Source organism: Microbacterium sp. As-52 (genome assembly GCF_049949185.1).
GTDB classification, from domain to species: Bacteria; Actinomycetota; Actinomycetes; order Actinomycetales; family Microbacteriaceae; genus Microbacterium; species Microbacterium maritypicum_A.
Genome location: NZ_CP188171.1, coordinates 1,387,367 through 1,405,755 on the forward strand (window position 1 = coordinate 1,387,367; position 18,389 = coordinate 1,405,755).

The 18,389-nt window shown below is 69.0% G+C and carries 15 protein-coding genes; 3 read left to right on the forward strand and 12 right to left on the reverse strand.

The genetic code is table 11. From position 1 onward, the window contains the following. Positions 1–20 precede the first annotated feature (20 nt). The 4 genes from ACLFA2_RS06625 to ACLFA2_RS06640 are packed head-to-tail and all read right to left on the reverse strand — an operon-like array spanning position 21 to position 6,374. Positions 21–1,307 carry an ATP-NAD kinase family protein gene (locus tag ACLFA2_RS06625; RefSeq protein ID WP_426622260.1) on the reverse strand — a complete coding sequence of 429 codons (1,287 nt, stop codon included), beginning with the start codon at positions 1,305–1,307 and terminating at the stop codon, positions 21–23. Then, positions 1,304–2,887, reverse strand: coding sequence for an aminomethyl-transferring glycine dehydrogenase subunit GcvPB (gcvPB, locus tag ACLFA2_RS06630; RefSeq protein WP_426622261.1), 1,584 nt, complete (start codon positions 2,885–2,887; stop codon positions 1,304–1,306). Before gcvPB ends, ACLFA2_RS06625 begins: the two co-directional genes overlap by 4 nt. Beyond that, positions 2,884–4,296: an aminomethyl-transferring glycine dehydrogenase subunit GcvPA gene (gcvPA, locus tag ACLFA2_RS06635; RefSeq protein WP_426622262.1), complete on the reverse strand. Its 1,413-nt coding sequence runs from the start codon at positions 4,294–4,296 to the stop codon at positions 2,884–2,886. Before gcvPA ends, gcvPB begins: the two co-directional genes overlap by 4 nt. After that, entirely contained in the window at positions 4,293–6,374 is a 2,082-nt protein-coding gene (locus ACLFA2_RS06640; RefSeq protein WP_426622263.1) for a beta-galactosidase, read from the reverse strand. Before ACLFA2_RS06640 ends, gcvPA begins: the two co-directional genes overlap by 4 nt. Positions 6,375–6,523: 149 nt before the next feature. Here ACLFA2_RS06640 and ACLFA2_RS06645 point away from each other — a divergent pair, with 149 nt between their 5' ends. Both ACLFA2_RS06645 and ACLFA2_RS06650 read left to right on the forward strand, forming a co-directional pair. Then, positions 6,524–7,180: a GntR family transcriptional regulator gene (locus ACLFA2_RS06645; protein ID WP_021198381.1), complete on the forward strand. Its 657-nt coding sequence runs from the start codon at positions 6,524–6,526 to the stop codon at positions 7,178–7,180. A gap of 168 nt (positions 7,181–7,348) precedes the next feature. After that, complete coding sequence (locus tag ACLFA2_RS06650) at positions 7,349–8,167, forward strand: SDR family oxidoreductase (protein ID WP_021198382.1); 819 nt, start codon at positions 7,349–7,351, stop codon at positions 8,165–8,167. Positions 8,168–8,236: 69 nt separating this feature from the next. Here the strand turns inward: ACLFA2_RS06650 and ACLFA2_RS06655 are convergent, their stop codons facing one another. Together ACLFA2_RS06655 and ACLFA2_RS06660 are read right to left on the reverse strand one after the other, a co-directional pair. Continuing rightward, a complete protein-coding gene (locus ACLFA2_RS06655) occupies positions 8,237–9,604 on the reverse strand; it encodes an MFS transporter (protein WP_157749848.1) in 1,368 nt (455 codons plus the stop codon). 105 nt (positions 9,605–9,709) lie between these two features. Continuing rightward, positions 9,710–10,798, reverse strand: coding sequence for a mandelate racemase/muconate lactonizing enzyme family protein (locus ACLFA2_RS06660; protein WP_021198384.1), 1,089 nt, complete (start codon positions 10,796–10,798; stop codon positions 9,710–9,712). 132 nt (positions 10,799–10,930) lie between these two features. Between ACLFA2_RS06660 and ACLFA2_RS06665 the strand changes: the two genes are divergently transcribed. After that, complete coding sequence (locus ACLFA2_RS06665; RefSeq protein WP_426622264.1) at positions 10,931–11,605, forward strand: GntR family transcriptional regulator; 675 nt, start codon at positions 10,931–10,933, stop codon at positions 11,603–11,605. A gap of 16 nt (positions 11,606–11,621) precedes the next feature. Here ACLFA2_RS06665 and ACLFA2_RS06670 read toward each other — a convergent pair whose 3' ends face one another. From ACLFA2_RS06670 to ACLFA2_RS06695, 6 genes are all read right to left on the reverse strand, one after another. Continuing rightward, positions 11,622–12,518 carry a carbohydrate ABC transporter permease gene (locus tag ACLFA2_RS06670; protein WP_021198386.1) on the reverse strand — a complete coding sequence of 299 codons (897 nt, stop codon included), beginning with the start codon at positions 12,516–12,518 and terminating at the stop codon, positions 11,622–11,624. Continuing rightward, entirely contained in the window at positions 12,515–13,408 is an 894-nt protein-coding gene (locus ACLFA2_RS06675) for a carbohydrate ABC transporter permease (protein ID WP_021198387.1), read from the reverse strand. Before ACLFA2_RS06675 ends, ACLFA2_RS06670 begins: the two co-directional genes overlap by 4 nt. Before the next feature lie 2 nt (positions 13,409–13,410). Next, a complete protein-coding gene (locus tag ACLFA2_RS06680; RefSeq protein WP_426622265.1) occupies positions 13,411–14,727 on the reverse strand; it encodes an ABC transporter substrate-binding protein in 1,317 nt (438 codons plus the stop codon). Positions 14,728–14,849: 122 nt separating this feature from the next. Beyond that, the gene (locus ACLFA2_RS06685; protein ID WP_152525840.1) at positions 14,850–16,487 is read right to left on the reverse strand and encodes an amylo-alpha-1,6-glucosidase; all 1,638 of its coding nucleotides are present in this window, start codon (positions 16,485–16,487) and stop codon (positions 14,850–14,852) included. Continuing rightward, positions 16,484–17,428, reverse strand: coding sequence for a carbohydrate ABC transporter permease (locus ACLFA2_RS06690; RefSeq protein WP_426622266.1), 945 nt, complete (start codon positions 17,426–17,428; stop codon positions 16,484–16,486). The genes ACLFA2_RS06685 and ACLFA2_RS06690 overlap by 4 nt, the downstream gene beginning before the upstream one ends. Further along, a complete protein-coding gene (locus ACLFA2_RS06695) occupies positions 17,425–18,387 on the reverse strand; it encodes a carbohydrate ABC transporter permease (RefSeq protein WP_017831191.1) in 963 nt (320 codons plus the stop codon). Before ACLFA2_RS06695 ends, ACLFA2_RS06690 begins: the two co-directional genes overlap by 4 nt. Positions 18,388–18,389: the final 2 nt, after the last annotated feature.

The window sequence follows — 18,389 nt, forward strand, 5'->3', positions numbered from 1 at the left end:
GGGGGTCAGACAGGAGATGGTCAGACGGAGATCAGTTCTGGCGCGCTCACGGCGTAGAGGCTGCTGGTGCCGACGCCGGTGATGATGCGGACGTGCCCGGCGAGTCTCGCATCGAGTTCCGGGTCGCCGGTGTCGACGAGGAGGGGGCGTCCGTGCAGGTCGATGAGCTTCTGCTCGGGGGCGACGACGAGGAGCGGGTCGTCGCCGAGTGCGCGCAGCACAGACGCCGAGAGCTGTTGATTGCCGCGCCCGAGCAGGAATCCCTGCCCGCCGATGACGGTGACGACGGCCTGCGCCGGACCCTCGGCGATCTGGGCGAGCAGCTCCTGCTCACTCGCCCCGCGGACGAGGATGGCACCGTCGAGAACGACGTCGACGCCGAGTGGCGATCCTTCGACGCCGAGCTGCCGGGTGATCTCGGCGATCGTGCCGCCGGGGCCGAGGAGATAACGCACGCCCGGCCGCATGCGGGAGACGGCCCCGCGGGCCGCGGCCTCGACCGCGGCCGCTTCGGTGACCGGCGTCGGCGCCTTGCGCGCCTGCGTGCGGCCCGAACGATGCGGCACCCGGAGCATTCCATACAGCGTGGGGTCGACGCGGGCGCGCCGCATCGACGCCTCGTCGATGTCGAGTACCTCGCGCTCCTCGGTCGGCAGCCCGTCGTGGTCGATCCAGTCGGCTGCGATCGATCCCGCCGCCCGTGGGCTGACCGCGAACACGGGCGAGTACATCTTCACTCCGGCGGGCACTCCGAGGACTGCCGGCAGACCGAGCCGCGGCGTACGCGTGCCCGATCCGCCCTGACCGTGCACCTGTCGGGAGTTTTCGGCCTCGAACGCAGATCCGTCGTCGCCTCTCTCGCCATCCACCCTTTCACCCGACGGATGCCCCACGGCACCGAGCCCCGAGACCGCGTCGCGCAGGGTGCCGTCGCCGCCCACGACGAGGATCAGATCGGCCCCTGCCGCGGCCAACGCTGCGACCGCACGCGAGGTATCCGCCGCCTCCGTCACCCCCGCCGCCTCAGGCGATCCCGCCGAGCCCGCATCGCGCGCGCCCACCCCGACGACGCGCGGCACAAGTCCTGCCGCGCGGACCGCGTCGGCGCCCATCGCACCGGCGACGGTCGCGACCACGAGCCCCGGATGCCGTTCGGCGAGCGTCGTCAGGGCGAGGACCGCCCGCTCCTGCACGCGCGAACGGGCGCCGCGCGCGAGGGCGAGGCGCTGCACGTCCGCACCGTCGGAGCCGGCGAGGCCCGCGGGCCCGCCGACACCGGCGACAGGGTTGACGACGAGGCCGATCACGACGCGACGGACTCCGCGGGGAAGTACTTCCGCTGGTACGCGCGCCAGGTGATCGCCCACCGCTCCGGGTCGTCCAGATCGTCATGGTGCGTGTGGTGCACGGTCTGGTTGTGCGGGGCGGTGCGCACCACCTCGGGGTTCTCGCGTGCTTCGCGTGCCACTTCGGCCAGGGTCGCCGCATATTCATCGAGCTCTGCCATCGAGTACGACTCAGTCGGCTCGAGCGTGAACGGCTGCGGCACCACGTAGGGGTGGTGACTCGTCCAGTAGTGCATCCCGAAGTCGGACATGCGCACGCCGATCTCCTCCGACGAGATGCCGGTCTCCTGGTACAGCTCCTCCCACGAGTAGCGCACCTGCTCGATGCGGCGGCGACCCGTGGCATACGGCGCCGAGGCTCCGGGGATCGCGAGCACACGAGCCATCAGGTAGTTGTTGTTCAGCACGGCGGTCTCGGCGGCGGCGAGCAGTCCCTCGGCGCCGAGGGCCATGATCCACGAGTAGGCCTTCACGAGCGCGGGGATGACGCCGAAGAACGGGCCGACCGCGCCGATCGACAGCTCTCCCGCCTCGACCACCCCGAAGGTCCCGTCATCGGCCCGCACCACGCGCGGCCCCGGCAGGAACGGGGCGAGGGCCGCACTCACGGCGTTCGCGCCAGATCCCGGTCCGCCGCTGCCGTGCGGGGTGCCGAAGGTCTTGTGCAGGTTGAAGTGGCACACGTCGAAGCCGGCATCGCGGGCGCGCGTGACCCCGAGGATGCCGTTCGCGTTGGCCTGGTCGTAGGAGGCGAGGGCTCCGACCGCGTGCGCAGCGTCGACCCACTCCCGGATCGCCGGATTGTAGATGCCGGTGTCCTCCGGGTTCGTGACCATGATCGCCGCGGTGCGGGGCGACAGGGCGGCCTTCAACGCGTCGAGCGACGGATAGCCCTCGGCGTCGGGGTAGACCGTGATGACCTCATAGCCGGCCGCCTTCGCAGCGGCCGCGTTCGAGGGGTGGCTGAAGATCGTGGTGATGACCTCGCGACGCTGCTCGCCTTCGCCGTTCGCCTCGTGGAAGGCGCGGATCATGGCGATATTCGCCCAGATCGCCGCCGATCCGCCCTGCGTGTGCAGCGAGACCTCGTCCATCCCGGAGATCTCGGCGAGCATCCGCTCCAGCTGCCAGACGATCTCGAGCACGCCCTGCGCGTCGGCCGGATCCTGATGCGGGTGCATCGCGGTGAACTGCGGAGTGTTCGCGAGCTGGTCGTTGATCTTCGGCGCGTACTTCATGGTGCAGGTGCCCTGGCCGATGTCGACGTTGAAGTCGGCGCCGAGATTCTCCTGCGACAGGCGCAGGTAGTGCTTGAGCACGCGCATCTGCCCCATCTCGGGCAGGTTCGGCTTCGCGGCACGGCGCAGGGAGGCGGGCAGCGCGGCGACCACGTCGCCCACGACCTCGCGAACGCCGGGCTCGACCTGCGACACCAGCACGCCGCGTTCACCGGGGGTGCTCAGCTCGAAGATGATCGGCTCGTCCCAGCGGGCCTGTTGGAATCGGCGCAGCGTCGGCTTCGGGGCGACGGGAAGACTCATCGGTTCTGCTCCTTCGCAGCCTGGTGTGATGCATGGGATGAAGACGCGTCGGATGCCGTGACCTCGGCGAGCGCGCCGGCCAGGGTATCGATGTCGGATTGGGAGACCAGTTCGGTGACGCAGACGAGCAGGCGGCGCTCCCCCACGACCACGCCGGGCTCGATGCCCTTGGTGCGGAGCGCCGTGACGACCGCTTCGGCCGTGACGTCGGCGAAGGTCACCGTGAACTCGCGCAGGTGCACGGCGTCGTCGTCGAGGGAGACACCCGGCACTGCGGAGAGCGCCTGCTGCGCGTACCGGGTGCGGGCGAGCAGCACCTCGCCGAGCTCGGCCATGCCGGCCGGTCCCATCAGCGCGAGGTACACCCCGGCGGCGATGCCCCAGAGGGCCGCGGCCGTGCCGACCCATTCCTTCCCCTCCTCGCGGTGTGCGAACGAGGTGCGGTCGTAGGCCACATCGCCGAAGCCGTACTCACCGGGCACGTCGGTGGTGGCGAGCCCGAACAGGCGCGAGGGCATCTCCATCACGAAGGTCGGGTCGTCGTGCACGGCGATGAACCCGCCGTGGGCGCCGCCGAACCACTGGTGCAGGCCGAGGGACTGGATGTCGCCGGTGACGATGTCCGCTCCCGAGACCGAGGGCGGGGCGAGGACGCCGTAGCCGATGGGGTCGGTGCCGACGACGACCACGGCGCCGGCCGCGTGGGCGGCATCCGAGATCTCATGCAGGGACGCCTCCACGGCGCCGGTGGCGCTCGGCGTCTCGATCCAGACCGCGGCCACGTCATCGCCCAGCGCCGCGCGAACGGCGGCGACGTCGGCCGTACCGCCGACGGTGGGTACGAGCTCGAGCGTCAGGTGCGCGCGGACGTAGTCGTGCACCTTCGCGAGCTTCGCCGGCAGCACGTCGCTGACGACCAGCACCCGCCCGCGGCCCGTGAGTCGCCCCGACATCGTGAGGCCGGTCGCCGTCGCCTGGTAGCCGTCGTAGGTCGGCACGTTCACGACGTCCATCTCGAGCAGCTCGGCCATCAGCGATTGGTACTGGAACAGGGCCTGGAAGCGACCGTGGTCCTCGTAGGGCTCACCGGCGTACGCGGTCAGGAACTCGCTGCGGCCGATGACCTCGTCCACCACGGCGGGCACGTAGTGGTTGTAGGTGCCCGCGCCGAGGAAGCTCAGCCGCTCCTGGGTCGAACGGTTCTTGGCGAGCAGCCCCCGCACGTGGCGGGCGAGGTCCTGCTCGGCCGCGAACGGGGTCGGAAGGTCGAGCGGACGTCCGAGTCGCAGCGACTCCGGGATGTCGGCGTAGAACTCGTCTACCGAGGCGGCGCCGACGGCCGCGAGCATCGCCGCTCGGGAGGCCGGGGCGGTGTTGGGGATGTACGGATGCACGAACGGGGCGGTCATGCGTCCTCCTTCTCGGGGATCAGGGTGGCAAAAGGGATGGAGGCGGCGCGGGGTGCGGCGAGAACGGCGACGCCGTAACGGTCGAGCTGGAGCCGGTCCGCGTGACGGATGCCGGTGAGCAGGTCGACGCCCGGGGTCGGGATCTCGAACGCGACGGGGGAGCGCCCGTGGTTCAGATAGAAGGTGTAGTCGGTGGTGTCGTCGGCACGGGTGACGACCTCGACCTCGACGTCGGTGCGCTCGCGGGCGGGAACGCCGGCGGTGCGCAGCACATCACGGAAGACCGGGAGCAGGCCCTCAGGGTCGAACATCGCACTGACGTACCAGGCCGACCCCGCCCCCGTCGTGCGACGGGTCACCGCGGGCAACCCTTCGAGCTCGCCGCTCGCGTACGCCCCGCGTACCTCGACATCATCATCCGCTTCGAGCCACTCGCTCCACGAGGGCACGCTCAGGCGCTCGCCCGCATAGTCGATGCTCTCGGTCAGACCGTCGGCGATCGGCCACTGCTCGTCGACCTCGATGCCGAGCAGGTCTCGCAGCAACCCGGGGGCTCCGCCGTCGTGCACCTTCTCCGTGGCGTCCACCACTCCCGAGAACGGTCCGACCACGAGGTGCCCGCCGCGCTCCACGAAGGCGGCGAGCGCCTCGGCCTGCGGCTGCTCGACGATGTAGAGGTTCGGCACGACGACCACGTCGTAGGCGTCGAAGGGGCCGGTGGCGCGAACGGCATCCACCGGCTGACCGAGCGTGTACAGCGCTCGGTGCCACGCGCGCGCCTGCTGTGCCCACTGCAGCCGCTGCGAGGGCAGCGACTCGACCGCACTGGTCCCCCACCAGGAGTCCCAGTCGACGACCAGCGCCACGCGCGAGCGCACCCGGGTTCCCCGCACCTGCTCGAGCTTCTTGAGTTCGAGCCCCAGCGCCTTGGTCTCCCGGAAGCTGCGTGAGCGCTCCCCGCGGTGGCCGAGCATCGACGAGTGGAACTTCTCCTGGCCGTACTTGGCCTGGCGCCACTGGAAGAACATCACCGCGTCGGAGCCGTGGGCGACGGCCTGCAGGCTCTCGATGCGGATCTTGCCAGGCGCCTTCGGCACGTTCACGTCGCGCCAGCTGGTCGCGCTGGCAGATGACTCCAGCAGCAGCCACGGCTGTCCGCCCTTGAGCGAGCGCATCAGGCCGTAGTTGAGAGCCGCGCCGACGTGCGATGTCGGGTCGGCGGGCTCGGGGTAGGCGTCATCGGTCACCACGTCTTCGACGGCGGCGAAGTCCCAGTAGTCCAGGTCGCGGAACATGCTCATGAAGTTCGTGGTCACCGCGATGTCGGGGGTGACCTCGCGCAGCACATCGATCTCGACCTGGAACAGCTCCAGCAGGGCGTCAGACGAGAAGCGCTCGAAGTCGAGCAGCTTGGTCGGGTTGACAGGGCCGGGCGCCTTCTTCGGCGTCTCGATGTGCTCCCACGAGGTGTAGCGCTGACCCCACACGTTCACACCCCAGGCCTCGTTCAGACCGTCCAGATCGCCGTAGCGGTCCTGCAGCCAGCGCCGGAAGTGGCGCGCCGATTCGGGGCACCAGCAGCGCGAGGTGTGATCGCCGTACTCGTTCGAGATGTGCCACATCGTGAGGCCGGGGTGCTCACCGTAGCGCTCGGCCATGGCCCTGGTCATGCGGGCGACGTTCTCGCGCCAGATCGGCGACGAGGGGCAGTAGGTCTGGCGCGAGCCGAACTCGAGGCGGTGCCCGTCGGCATCCCACGGCGCCATCTCGGGGTGGGCGCGCAGCAGCCAGGAGGGCGGGGTCGCGGTGGCGGTGGCGAGGTCGATCGCGATGCCCGCCTCCCACAGCAGATCGATGATGCGGTCGAGCCATGCCCAGTCGTAGACACCGGGCTCCGGCTCCAGCTGCGGCCAGCTGAAGATCGGCAGGCTCACCATGTTCACGCCGGCTTCGCGCATCAGGCGGATGTCTTCGTGCCAGATCTCTTCCGACCACTGGTCGGGGTTGTAGTCGCCGCCGTAGGCGAGGGCGTCGAGGCGGACGCGTCGGGTGGGCTGGTCGCCACCGGGTGCGGGCACGAAGTCTCCTCTCTGAGTCATCACCGGCCGATCCGGCGGTGCACTGGTGCGAATCCGGAATCGGCTGTATTCTGTATACAACACACTAGGACGTCGTCCCAGGCCCGTCAACCCATAGGCTGACGGGCAGGCGGCAGAAGAGGGGACGCATGGCGATCGAACGCAAGAACCTGCGCTCGCAGGTCCGGCAGGAGCTGCTGAACCGCATGCGCGCCGGACTCGTGCAGCCCGGCGAGGGCATCAACGAGGTCCAGCTCGCCACCGAGCTCGGCGTCAGCCGCACTCCCCTGCGCGAGGCGCTCATCGCCCTGGAGTCCGAAGGGCAGATCGAGAGCGAGAACGGCAAGGGCTTCCGGTTCGTCCCGCTCAGCGCCTCCGAGTTCCGCGATCTCGCTCCCGTCCTGGCGGCGCTCGAGAGCCTCGCGATCGAGCTCAGCCCGCCCGACGAGCTGCGTCGCATCGGCGCGCAGCTCAAAGAGATGGCCGACGCGTTCGCCGACGAGCTCGTGGAGCACCAGCTCGTCATCACCAAGGACGACGAGTGGCACAGCGTGATGCTGTCGGCCTGCCCGAACGCCCGGCTCCTGGCCGTGATCGACAACGTGCGCAGCTCGTTCCACCGCTACGAGTCGCTGCTCGTCCCCGAAGACGTCAAGGTGGAACGCGTCGCCGCCGAGCACGCCGAGATCGCCCGCCACCTCGCCGTCGGCGACATCCCCGGCGCCGTCGAGGCCCTCAAGCTCAACTGGATGCACGGCATGCAGCGCATCCTCGACAACGCCACGAGCTCGTACTTCACGGCCTGAGGCCGCCCCGGCGACCCCGTTCCGGTCGCACTTCCTGCCGTCCGGTGGGCCCGGAGGCGGCGGCACCTGCGACCGGAACGACCCCCCTGCCCACCCGTCGCAGATTGCGGACCGGATGTGTCCTGGTTGCCCGCAAGAGTGAGTCCCACCACGAAGAAGGGACTCCTCATGACAATCCTGGTCAGCGGCGCGACGGGCACGGTCGGACGCCACATCGTCAGCCAACTGCGCGAACGCGGCGAGAGCGTGCGCGCCCTCACGCGCGATCCGCAGCGCGCGAACCTCCCCGAGGGTGTCGAGGTCGTCCGCGGTGACCTCACCGACGTCGAGGCGTTCCGCCACGCGGTCGAAGGCTGCGACGCCGTGCACTTCATCACGTTCAACGGCGAGTTCGGTGAGACGCTGACCAACGGCCCCGAGCTGGTGGCGGCCGCGGAGGACGCAGGGGTGCGACGTGTGAGCGTGCTCGGCGGATGGGACGAGAGCACCCTCGAGCCGGCTCTGCGCGAGAGCGAGCTCGCCTGGGCGCTGCTGGCGCCCGTGGAGTTCATGTCGAACGCGCGGGAGTGGGCGCCGGAGGTCGTGTCCGACAGACGGGTGCGCACTCTGGCTGACTGGCCGAGCGCCATGGTTCACGAGGCCGACATCGCCGCCGTCGCGGTCGCGGTGCTGCAGGGCGCCCCCGCCGAGGGGCAGACGTACTACCTGACCGGGCCGGAGGCGCTGACTCCGGCCGAGCGCACGGCGCGCATCGCCGAGGCGATCGGCGAGGAGGTCGCCTGGATCCGGCTCACCGAGGACGAGGAACGGGAACGACTGCGCTCGTTCGGGTACGACGAGGGCTACGTCGAGTTCGGCGTCGAGCTGGCACTGAACCCGCCGGAGATCGGACAGGTGGTGCAGAACACCGTGACGCGACTCACCGGACGCCCCGGGCGCACGTTCGCGCAGTGGGCGCACGAGAACGCCGACCTGTTCCGCGCCTGACGATCCGATGCAGCGGTGTCGGGCCCCCTCTCCGAGGAGGCCCGACACCGGGAGGATCGGGAGACGCCGCTAGTCGCGCATGCTCCCCGTCGATGCCCGGAGCTCTTCCACGGTGGCGACGCGGAGGCTGCGTCCGCGGGTCTCCGGTCCGAGGAACGTGGCCACGGCCCCGATGATGCAGGCACCGATGATGAAGATCGCGACGAGCCACGACGACCCGCCGGCGGCCGCCACCAGCGCCACGGCGATGAGCGGCGTGAATCCACCGGAGATCGCACCGGCCACCTCGCGGCTGAACGCGAGGCCGGTGAAGCGTGCGCGACTGGTGAACAGCTCGGAGAAGTACGCACCCTGAGGGCCGAACATCGCGCCGACTCCGAGGCTCAGACTCGCCGTCACCGCGACGGCGACCGCGAAGGGCGTCTGCAGGCCGTCGATGATGAGGAAGTACGGGTAGGCGAACACCGCGGAGAAGATGATGCCGGCGAGCACGACGGGCTTGCGTCCAATGCGGTCCGACAGCGCCCCGAACAGGGGCAGCGTCACCATCGTGACCGCTGTGCCGACGGTCACCGCGATCGGCCCCACACTGTTGGCCAGCATCAGCGTGCTCGTGAGGTAGGCGGCGATGAAGGTCAGGTTGATGTAGGCGATGACGTTCTGCGGCGTCTGGGTGCCGATGAGCACGAGCATGCCGCGCCATTCCTTGCTGAACACCTCGCGCAGCGGCGCGACCGGCGCCTCGTCCTGCTCGACGGCCTGCTGGAACGCGGGGGTCTCGGACAGCCGCAGCCGGATGATCAGCGCGACGACGACGACGAGGATGCTGCCGGCGAACGGGATGCGCCAACCCCAGGCCAGGAAGTCCTCTTCGGGGAGCGAGGAGACGAGCGCGAACGCGCCGGAGGCGAGCAGGAGACCGAGATAGACGCCGACCGCCGGCCACGCCCCCTGCAGGCCGCGACGACGCGGGTCGGCATGCTCGACGGAGAAGATCGCCGCACCGCCGAACTCGGCGCCGGCGCCGATGCCCTGCACCAGGCGCAGGAGGATCAAGAGGACTGGCGCCCACAACCCGATCTGCGCGTAGGTGGGGATGAACGCCATCAGCACGGTCGAGATCCCCATGATCATCAGCGTCAGCACGAGCACGTACTTGCGCCCGAAGTGGTCGCCGAGGCGCCCGAAGATGAGCCCGCCGAGTGGGCGGATGATGTATCCGAGCCCGAACGCGGCGAACGCGACCATGGTCCCCACCAGCGGGTCGTCGTTCACGAAGATGATGCGGTTGAACACCAGCGCCGCGGCCGTGCCGTACAGGTAGAAGTCGTACCACTCGAGGGCGGAGCCGACGAGCGCTGCGGCGGCGACGCCGCGGGATCCGGTCTTCTTCTCGCCCGTCGGCGGCTGCGCGGGAGTGCGTGTGGGTGATGACATCATCGTCCTTTCGTGATGGCGGGCGCCATCTGCTCATCGATGAGCGCGGGGGTGGGGGGATGTGGGGGCCGTCAGGCGACGGTGCGGTTCACGCGACGGTGCGGTTCAGGCGACGGTGCGGTCGTCGAGCGCGTCGAGGTTCCAGTCGATGCCGAGACCGGGGGCATCCGGGGCGAAGGCGTGTCCGCCGTCGATGCGGATCTCGCTGTTCGTCACGGCGCGCAGCTGCGGGATGTGCTCGACGAAGCGTCCGTTGGGGATGGCGGCGACGAGGCTCACGTGCAGCTCCATCAGGAAGTGCGGGCTCACCTGCACGTTGAACGCCTCCGCGAGGTGCGCGACCTTGAGCCACGGGGTGATGCCCCCGATGCGGGCGACGTCGACCTGCACGATGCCGGCCGCTCCGCGCTCCAGGTACTCACGGAAGTGACCGAGCGAGTACATCGACTCGCCGACCGCGATCGGGATGCTGGTCGACTGGGCGAGGCGCACATGGCCGGTCACGTCGTCGGCCGGAAGCGGCTCCTCGAACCAGCTGAGGTCGAACGGCTCGAACGCGTGCGCGCGGCGCACGGCCTCGGCGGAGGTCATGCTCTGGTTGGCGTCGACCATGATCTCGACGTCCGGACCGACGGCGTCGCGCACGGCGGCGATGCGGCTCGCGTCCTCGGCGATGCTCGGCTTGCCGACCTTGATCTTCACGCCCTTCCATCCCCTGCTCGCCGAGGCGCGGGCCTCTTCCACGAGCTCGTCGACGGACACGTGCAGCCATCCGCCCTCGGTGTCGTACAGCGGCACGTCGCGACGGTTCCCCCCGGCGATCATCCACAGCGGCTGCGCCGCCCGCTGCGCCCGGATGTCCCAGAGCGCGGTGTCGACCGCCGCCAGGGCGAGCGCGGTGATGACGCCGACCGAGGTCGCACGCGTGGAGTCGTAGAGCCGCCGCCACAGGTGCTCGACCAGACGCGAATCCTCGCCGATCAGCTCGGCCAGGAGGTGCTCGTTGAGCATCGAGAGCGTCGCGCGACCCCCGGTGCCGATCGTGTAGGAGTAGCCGCGTCCGGTGAGCCCGTCGGCGGTCTGGATCGTGACAACGATGGTCTCCTGCTTGAGGAAGGACTGCATGGCGTCGGTGCGCACCTTCTCCACCTCGATGTCGACCAGGCGGGCGGTTGCAGCGGTGATGAGGGTCACGGTGTCTCTTCCTCGAGAGTGTCAAAATCAAATTCAATTTGATTCTGCGAACGTACGCGTTCGCCGTTCCCGTGTCAAATGCCCGCCCGGCGCGCCCGATCGACACACAGCCGCCGCACTAGGATTGCGGGCATGGCGCGAGTGGATGACAGGCGGGATCCCGACGATCCCTCGCTCGCCGAGAACGTCTACGAAGGACTCGTCTCCCTCATCCTCAGCAACGAGCTGCCCGCAGATGCGCGGGTCAACATCAATGCGATCGGCAAGCGCCTCGACGTGTCGCCGACGCCGATCCGCGAAGCGCTCACACGACTCGAGGACGCCGGGCTGGTGCGCAAGACGCACCTCAAGGGCTACCGGACGACACCGGTGCTCACGTCGCGAGAGCTCGCCGACCTCTACGACCTGCGGTTGCTGCTCGAGCCGGTGTCCGCCCGCCGTGCCGCGGAGCGCGCGACCCCGCAGGAGCGCGAGGCGCTCGCGACCGAACTGCATCGATACGCGAACGCACCCGGGTCGGCGGAGTTGACCGACTACGCCAGATTCAGCGAACACGACGCCCTGCTGCACCAGCTGATCGCCAGGGCCTCGGGCAACCTCGCGGTGGCCAGGGCGCTGGAGCGCACCCACTTCCACCTCCACGCCTTCCGGCTCGCCTACGACGTCGAGACCGGCGAGGCGACTCTCGAGGAGCACGTGCGCATCGTGGAGACGATCATCGCGGGTGACGCGGACGGCGCCGAGGCAGCCATGACGGAGCATCTGCGGGCGGCTCAGGACCGACTGTCGACCCGCACCCCCGAGTAGACGCCGCCTGCTCCCGTCACCCCTTCACCGCGCCGCCGAGGAGACCTGCGACGAACTGCTTCTGGAAGATCAGGAACAGCAGGAGCAGGGGCAGTGTCGCCAGCAGCGACCCCAGCATCAGGCCGGAGTAGTCGACGCGGCTCATGCCGATCATCGTGTTCAGCGCGACCGGAACCGTGTAGTTCGCCTCGGTGTTGAGCATGAGCAGCGGCCAGATGAACGCGTTCCACTGGCTGATGAACGTATAGATCACGAGCGCCGCGATCTGCGGCTTCGCGACGGGAAGCACGATCCGATAGAACGTGCGCAGCTCGCTCGCGCCGTCGATCCTGGCCGCCTCGATCAGGCTCGGCGGGAAGTCGAGGAACCCCTGGCGCATCAGGAAGATCCCGAACGCATTCGCCAGGAACGGCAGGATCACGGCCTGATACGTGTCGATCCACCCCATGCCGGCCATGATCTGGAACAGCGGGACCAGCAGCACCTGCATCGGGATCATCATCGTCACGAGCACGAGCGCGAGCAGCACACCGCGTCCACGGAATCGATAGGTGGCGAGCCCGTAGCCGCACATGATGCTGACGATCGAGCTGAAGACCGTGTAGATCACCGCGATCAGCAGGCTGTTGAGCATCACTCGGCTGAAGCCGATGCTCTCCTCCAAGCGGGCGAGGTTCTCCCACAGCGCGTCGCCGGGGAGCACCGGGAGCGGCGTGCCGAACAGCTCCGAACTCGGATGGGTGGAGGCGATGACCATCCACAGGAACGGGATGATCGACACCAGCGAGGCCACGACCAGCAGCAGGTAGAGCGGCAGCCGCAGCATGCGCGAACGGGCGCCGCGCTCCCCCGCTCCGAGGCTGCGGGTGTCGCGGCCGGAGGTGACCAGGGTGCGGGTGGCGAGATCTGTCATGGCTTCTCCCTCATGACCCGGAACTGCACGACGGCGATGATCGCGGTGATCAGCACCAGCATCCAGGCGATGGCTGATGCGTAGCCGAAGTCGAACTGTCGGAACCCGACCTTGTACAGGTAGAGCACCGGGGTGAGCGTGGCGTCGTTGGGGCCGCCGCCCGTGAGGATGAAGTTCTCGTCGAACAGCTGCAGTGCGCCGATCGTCGAGGTGATCCCCGTGAAGATCAGCACCGGCCGCAGCTGCGGAAGCACCACGCTCCAGAACGTCTGCCAGCGTCCGGCGCCGTCGACCTTCGCCGCCTCGTAGAGCTCCGGGGGGATCGACTGCAGGCCGGCGAGGATGATGACCATGTTGTAGCCGGTCCATCGCCAGGTGACGGCGGCGATCACGGAGACACGCGCCCACCACTCGTTGTTCAGCCAGTCGATCGGGGCGACGCCGATCACACCGAGCATCTGGTTCACGGCGCCGCCGTCGGTGGCGAGCAGCACGCGGAACACGACGGCGTAGGCGACCAGCGTGGTCACCGCGGGCAGGAACGTGAGCAGGCGGAATCCCGAACGCCACCGCAGCCATGACTGGTTGAGCAGGTAGGCGAGCCCGACCGCGAGCACCATCATCAGCGGCACCTGGACGATGAGGATCAGTCCCGCGTTGAACAGGCTCTTCGCGATCAGCGGGTCGGAGAACAGCCGCTCGTACTGGCCGAGTCCGACGAAGCTCGTCACGCCGCCCTCGGTGCGGAACAGGCTCTGCCAGAGCGAGGCGCCCAGCGGATAGGCGAAGAAGAACAGGAGCAGGGCGGCAGCCGGCAGCACGAACCAGCGTCCGGCCCTGCCCGGGTCCAGCCGTCGGCGGCCGGACCCGGGCGAGGTCGCGGAGGTCATGGTTACCTCGCGACCTCTCGACCGGTGGAGGTGGCGAGCTGCGCGGCCGCATCGGCGAGCACGGTGGCGGGGTCGGCGCCGTTCAGCACGGCGGCGGCGACGGCGTTGGCGACGATGTCCGAGGCCTCTGCGCTGTCCGAGGTGTAGACGATCGGCGGGATCTGGGCCGTGAGCTCTGCGAAGGTCTCGTAGACCGGCTGACCGCCGAAGTACTCGACCGGCTTCGAGAAGTAGTCCGATTCCAGTGCGGGCAGGTACGACGGGAAGAGTCCCTCGTTCGTCATCATCGACACCTGGTTGTCGGCATCCGCCAGCACGAAGTCGACGAACGCCGCGGCCAGCTGCGGGTTCTTCGCCTGCGCCGGCACCGCGAGGCCGGATCCGCCGTTGTTCGACGTGCGGGCACCGCCCTCGTCGAACGCCGGGAGCGGGAGCACGGCGTACTTTCCGCTCAGCTCGGGGGCGTCGCCCTGGAGCGTGCCGATCCACCAGACGGCGTCTGCCGTCACGGCGGAGTCGCCGTCTTTCGCCGAGGTGACCCGGCCGTCCCATCCGGTGACGTTCTTGATGAGACCGGCCTCGTTCATCTCCTGCAGCATGGTGAGCACGCGCACGGCTTCCGGCGAGTCGAGCGTGATCTCTCCCGCCTCGTTGAACAGCCCCTGCCCGAGCTGCTGCAGCAGCATCTGAAAGCCGCCACCGGCGGAGAGGTCGGTCGAGAGCAGCGTGTGGCCGGTCTTCTCCTTGATGACCTTGCCCGCCGCGATCAGATCGTCCCAGGTCGCCGCGGCCTCGATGTCGACGCCCGCCTGCTCGACGATGTCTGTGCGGTAGTACAGCGCCACGGTGCCGGAGTCCCACGGAGCGATGCGCAAGGACCCGTCGGCATCGGAACCCGCGGACCACTTGAACGGGTCGAAGTCGACTTCATCACCGCCCAGGATCGGGTTCAGGTCGAGCATCCCCTTCGGGAACTGCGTGATGTAGCCGGGGGCGGCATCCGTCTCGATCGTGACCACGTCGGGCAGGCCGGTGCCCGCTTGGAAGCCGACCGACATCTTGTCATAGGCGTTGTCGTAGCCCACGTCGACGACCTTCACGGTCGTGCCCTCGTGGGCCTTCTCGAAGTCGGCCGCGAGCCGCTCCAGGGCGACGGCTCCGACATCCCACGACCACACGGTGATCTCTCCGTCGAGCTTCGCGTCGGGGTCCAGCGCGACCGCGTCGGACCCTCCGGTCGGCACTCCTCCGGTGGCGCATCCGGCGAGCGCGATCCCGACCGCCGCGAGCGCGGCGATCCCTGTGAGCTTCTTCTTCATGTCTGACTCCTTCGTCGTTGAAATGAATATTGAATACAATCGAGTTCCGCAGTCTTCCGGTCGCCATTCCTGTCGGTCGCCGCCCCGGCAAGCGACAGGAATCGCGACCGGAACGGATGCCGTCAGCTGAGCTGCACGGCGAGGTCGATGAACAGCGCAGCCGACCAGCCGAACGCGGTGGTCGCCGTACGCGCCTTCCGACCTGTGTGCGGGTTGAAGTACTCGTGCGGACCGCCGCCGTGGATCACGAGGGCCACGGTCTGCTCTCGCAGCTCCCGTGCCCGCTCGGGGTACCCCGACGCCTCCAGCCCCTCGGCGACCAGCATGCTCGTGTTGACCCACACCGGTCCGCGCCACATCCGCTCGTCCGAGAAGTCGGGATCCGATGCTGCGACCGTCGGCAGCCCCCAGGGCAGGGCGAAGCGCTCGGGGTCGTCGACGGCCTGGCGCAGCGCATCGGCGATCGGCGCCGGCAACGTGCCCGTGAGCAGCGGCATCAACCCGACGACCGTGTCGCTGAGCTGCGGCTCCCCGCCGCCATACGCGAGGAATCGCCCGAGGTCCGGATCCCACATGCGCAGCAGCCGCTCCTGCGTGCTCTCGGCCCGTTCCCTCAACCGCGAGACGTCGGCATCCGGTTCATAGCGGGTCAGCAGGTCCGCGAGCTCCACGTCCTGTCGCACGAGGTACGCACCCAGGTCGGGAGCAGCTGTCGGCAGTGGACCGTCGAAGATCGGGCTGTCGTCGAGCCCGGAGGAGTACGGGTGCCCGTACTCCGGCATCCCGTCGTGGTCGAGGTCGCTGCCGTCGAACCACCAGTCCTGCGAGCGGACGATGCGGGTCAACTGCCGGCGCGCGTAGTCGGGGGCGTCCTCGGCCTCGAGCACCTTGCGCAGCGCCCACGCGGCGAGCGGTGGTTTGGTGAGCGGCACGGGGGCGCTCGGGTCGGCGATCTGCGATCCGGCTCTGCGCAGGTTCGCACGGTCGCTCTCGGGCAGGTCGTCGCTGGTCGCGAGCACTCCGAGCTCGTGCACCACGTCGGGCAGCTGGCCGTCGGGCTGTGGGAAACGGAACGCGATGTCGAGCTGCTCGCGCGCGAGCTCCGGGTCGCCGTGTCGCAGTCCCACGGCGATGAAGTACGCATCCCACTGCCACAGGCCGACGTAGCCGATCTTCGACGGCACGATCGCCCTGGCATCGCCCAGCGACGGCAGCTCGACGATGTTCGCGCCGAGCACCCACCAGCAGAACGCCGTCATCTCCTGCAGGTCGCCGCGCACACTCGGGCACTTCGCGAACCAGTCGTCCCAGATCGCCTCGGTCGCGGCGAGCGCCGCAGCGTGGTCGCCGGGCTCGACCGTGACGGTGCGGTCGGCGTCGATGCGGAGGCGAAGACCGTCCCCGAGCGGATGCTCCTCGACACTCCCGTCCGGTCGCCGCAGCCGCACCCGCGACCCGGGTTCTCCGCCGAGGCTCAGCGTCGACGGATCGGCGAAGGTCAGCGTCGCCGCAGCAGCGCCGAACGTCACTCGCGCCGGATGCACGTCGGTCACCGCACGCGCCTCGCCTGAGGCGTCCACCACGATCAGCGCATCGAGCACGCGGCACTCCGACAGGCGCCGCTCATACTCCGAGGTGTGCACGCGCACGCCGTTCCCGTCCTCCGCGCGGAAGACGAGCACGCGCGAACGCGGCAACGTGAACGGCGCCGAGGCCAGGTCGAGGTGACGGCCGGCGAGGGCGGCGGCATCCGTCATCATCGCCCTCCCAGCCCCGATGCGGCCATGCTGTTGAGGATCTTCCGCTGACCGATGACGAACACGATCAGCATGGGCACGGTCGCGATCGCCGAGGCCGCCATCACGAGTCCGTAGTTGATCGAGCCCTGCTGTCCCTCGAAGGCGTTCAGCAGCAGGGGAACCGTGAACAGGTCGGGCGAGTTCAACAGCACGAGCGGGAACAGGAAGGCGTTCCACACGTCGAGCGCCACGATGATGCTGAGGGCAGCGAGGCCGGGCTTCAGGTTGGGGAGCACGACGCTCCAGAAGATGCGCCAGCGACCGGCACCGTCGACGATCGCCGCTTCTTCCAGCTCACGCGGCAGAGCCAGCACGAACTGCCGCATCAGGAACACCGCGAACGGGTTCGCCATGATGCCCGGGACGATCAGCGCGAGGTGCGAATCCACCCAGCCGAGGTTCGACATCAGCAGATAGAAGGGGATCAGCGTCACCTGCTTCGGGATCATCTGCGTCGCGAGGAAGACGATGAAGAGCACCTTGCTGCCGCGGAACCGGATGCGCGCGAACGCATATCCCGCCATCGACGCCGTGAGCAGCGTGCCGACCACCACGAGGATCGCGATGTACGCGCTGTTCAGGTACGCCTGGCCGAACGGGACCGCGTTCCAGGCCTGGGCGTAGTTGTCGAACGTCCAGGGATCCGGGAGGAACTGCAGCGGATTCTTCAGCAGCTGCGGCAGGGTCTTGAACGAGGTCAGCAGCATCCAGATGAACGGGAACACCATGCCGATCCCTGCCACCACGAGCACCACGTGCAGCAGGGTCGAACCGAACCGGCGGCGTGCGCGGTCGACGGCGGGGCCACCACGGCCACGGGACCGGTAGCCGGGCGCAGTGATCGCGATGGTGGAGTCCGTGGCCGGAGCAGGGCCGGTCAGCGGGGGCGTCTGAATGCTCATGCGGGGTCATCCTCGTAGTGGACGAACTTCTTCTGCGCGCCGAACTGCACCGCGGTGATGACGAGCGTGAGCAGGAGCAGGATGATGCTCGCCGCGCTCGACGGGCCGAACTCGAACCGCCCGAAGCCCAGATCGAAGATGTGGTAGACGATCGTGCGGGTCGCGTTGTCGGGGCCGGCGTCCTGCACCAGCACATAGACCGTGTCGAACGTCTGCAGCGACGAGATGAACGCGACCACCGACGAGAAGAAGACGATCGGGGAGAGCAGCGGCAGGCGGATGCTGGTGAACAGCCGCCACGGGCCGGCACCGTCGATGCGCGCCGCCTCGATCACCGAGGGTGAGATGTTCTGCAATCCGGCGAGGAAGATCACGACGTTGAGGCCCATCGACGACCAGATCGTGACGATGCAGACGGCGAGGAGGGCCAGCTTCGGGTCCTGCAGCCAGTCGGGCGGGGTGACCCCGAAGACCTTCGAGATCGTCGTGGACAGCAGCCCGTCGGAGCGGAACATCTGCTGCCAGATCATCGCCACCGCGACCGTCGAGGTCACGACCGGGGCGAAGAACAGGATCAGGTAGAGCGTGCGCGTCTTGAGCTTCTCGAGTGCGACAGCGACGATCACCGAGAGGCCGAGGCCGATGGGGACCGTGACGATCGCGATGATGAGCGTGTTGAGGATCGCCCGACCGAGGAGCGGGTCGGTCAGCTGATCGGCGAAGTTGGCGAAACCCACCCAGGTGAGATCGGTCAGCCCGTCCCAGTCCGCGAAAGCGAGCACCAGGCTGGCGGCGAACGGCAACACGACGAACAGCCCCATGCCGATCATCTGGGGGCCGACGAAGACGTACCCCCACAGCCGGTCGCGGCGACGCCAGAGCGCCTCCTTGCGCAGGGGCGGGGCGGATGCCGCAGGGGTAACCTGCGGCATCCGCCCGTTCTCGGTGAGAGTGCTCACTC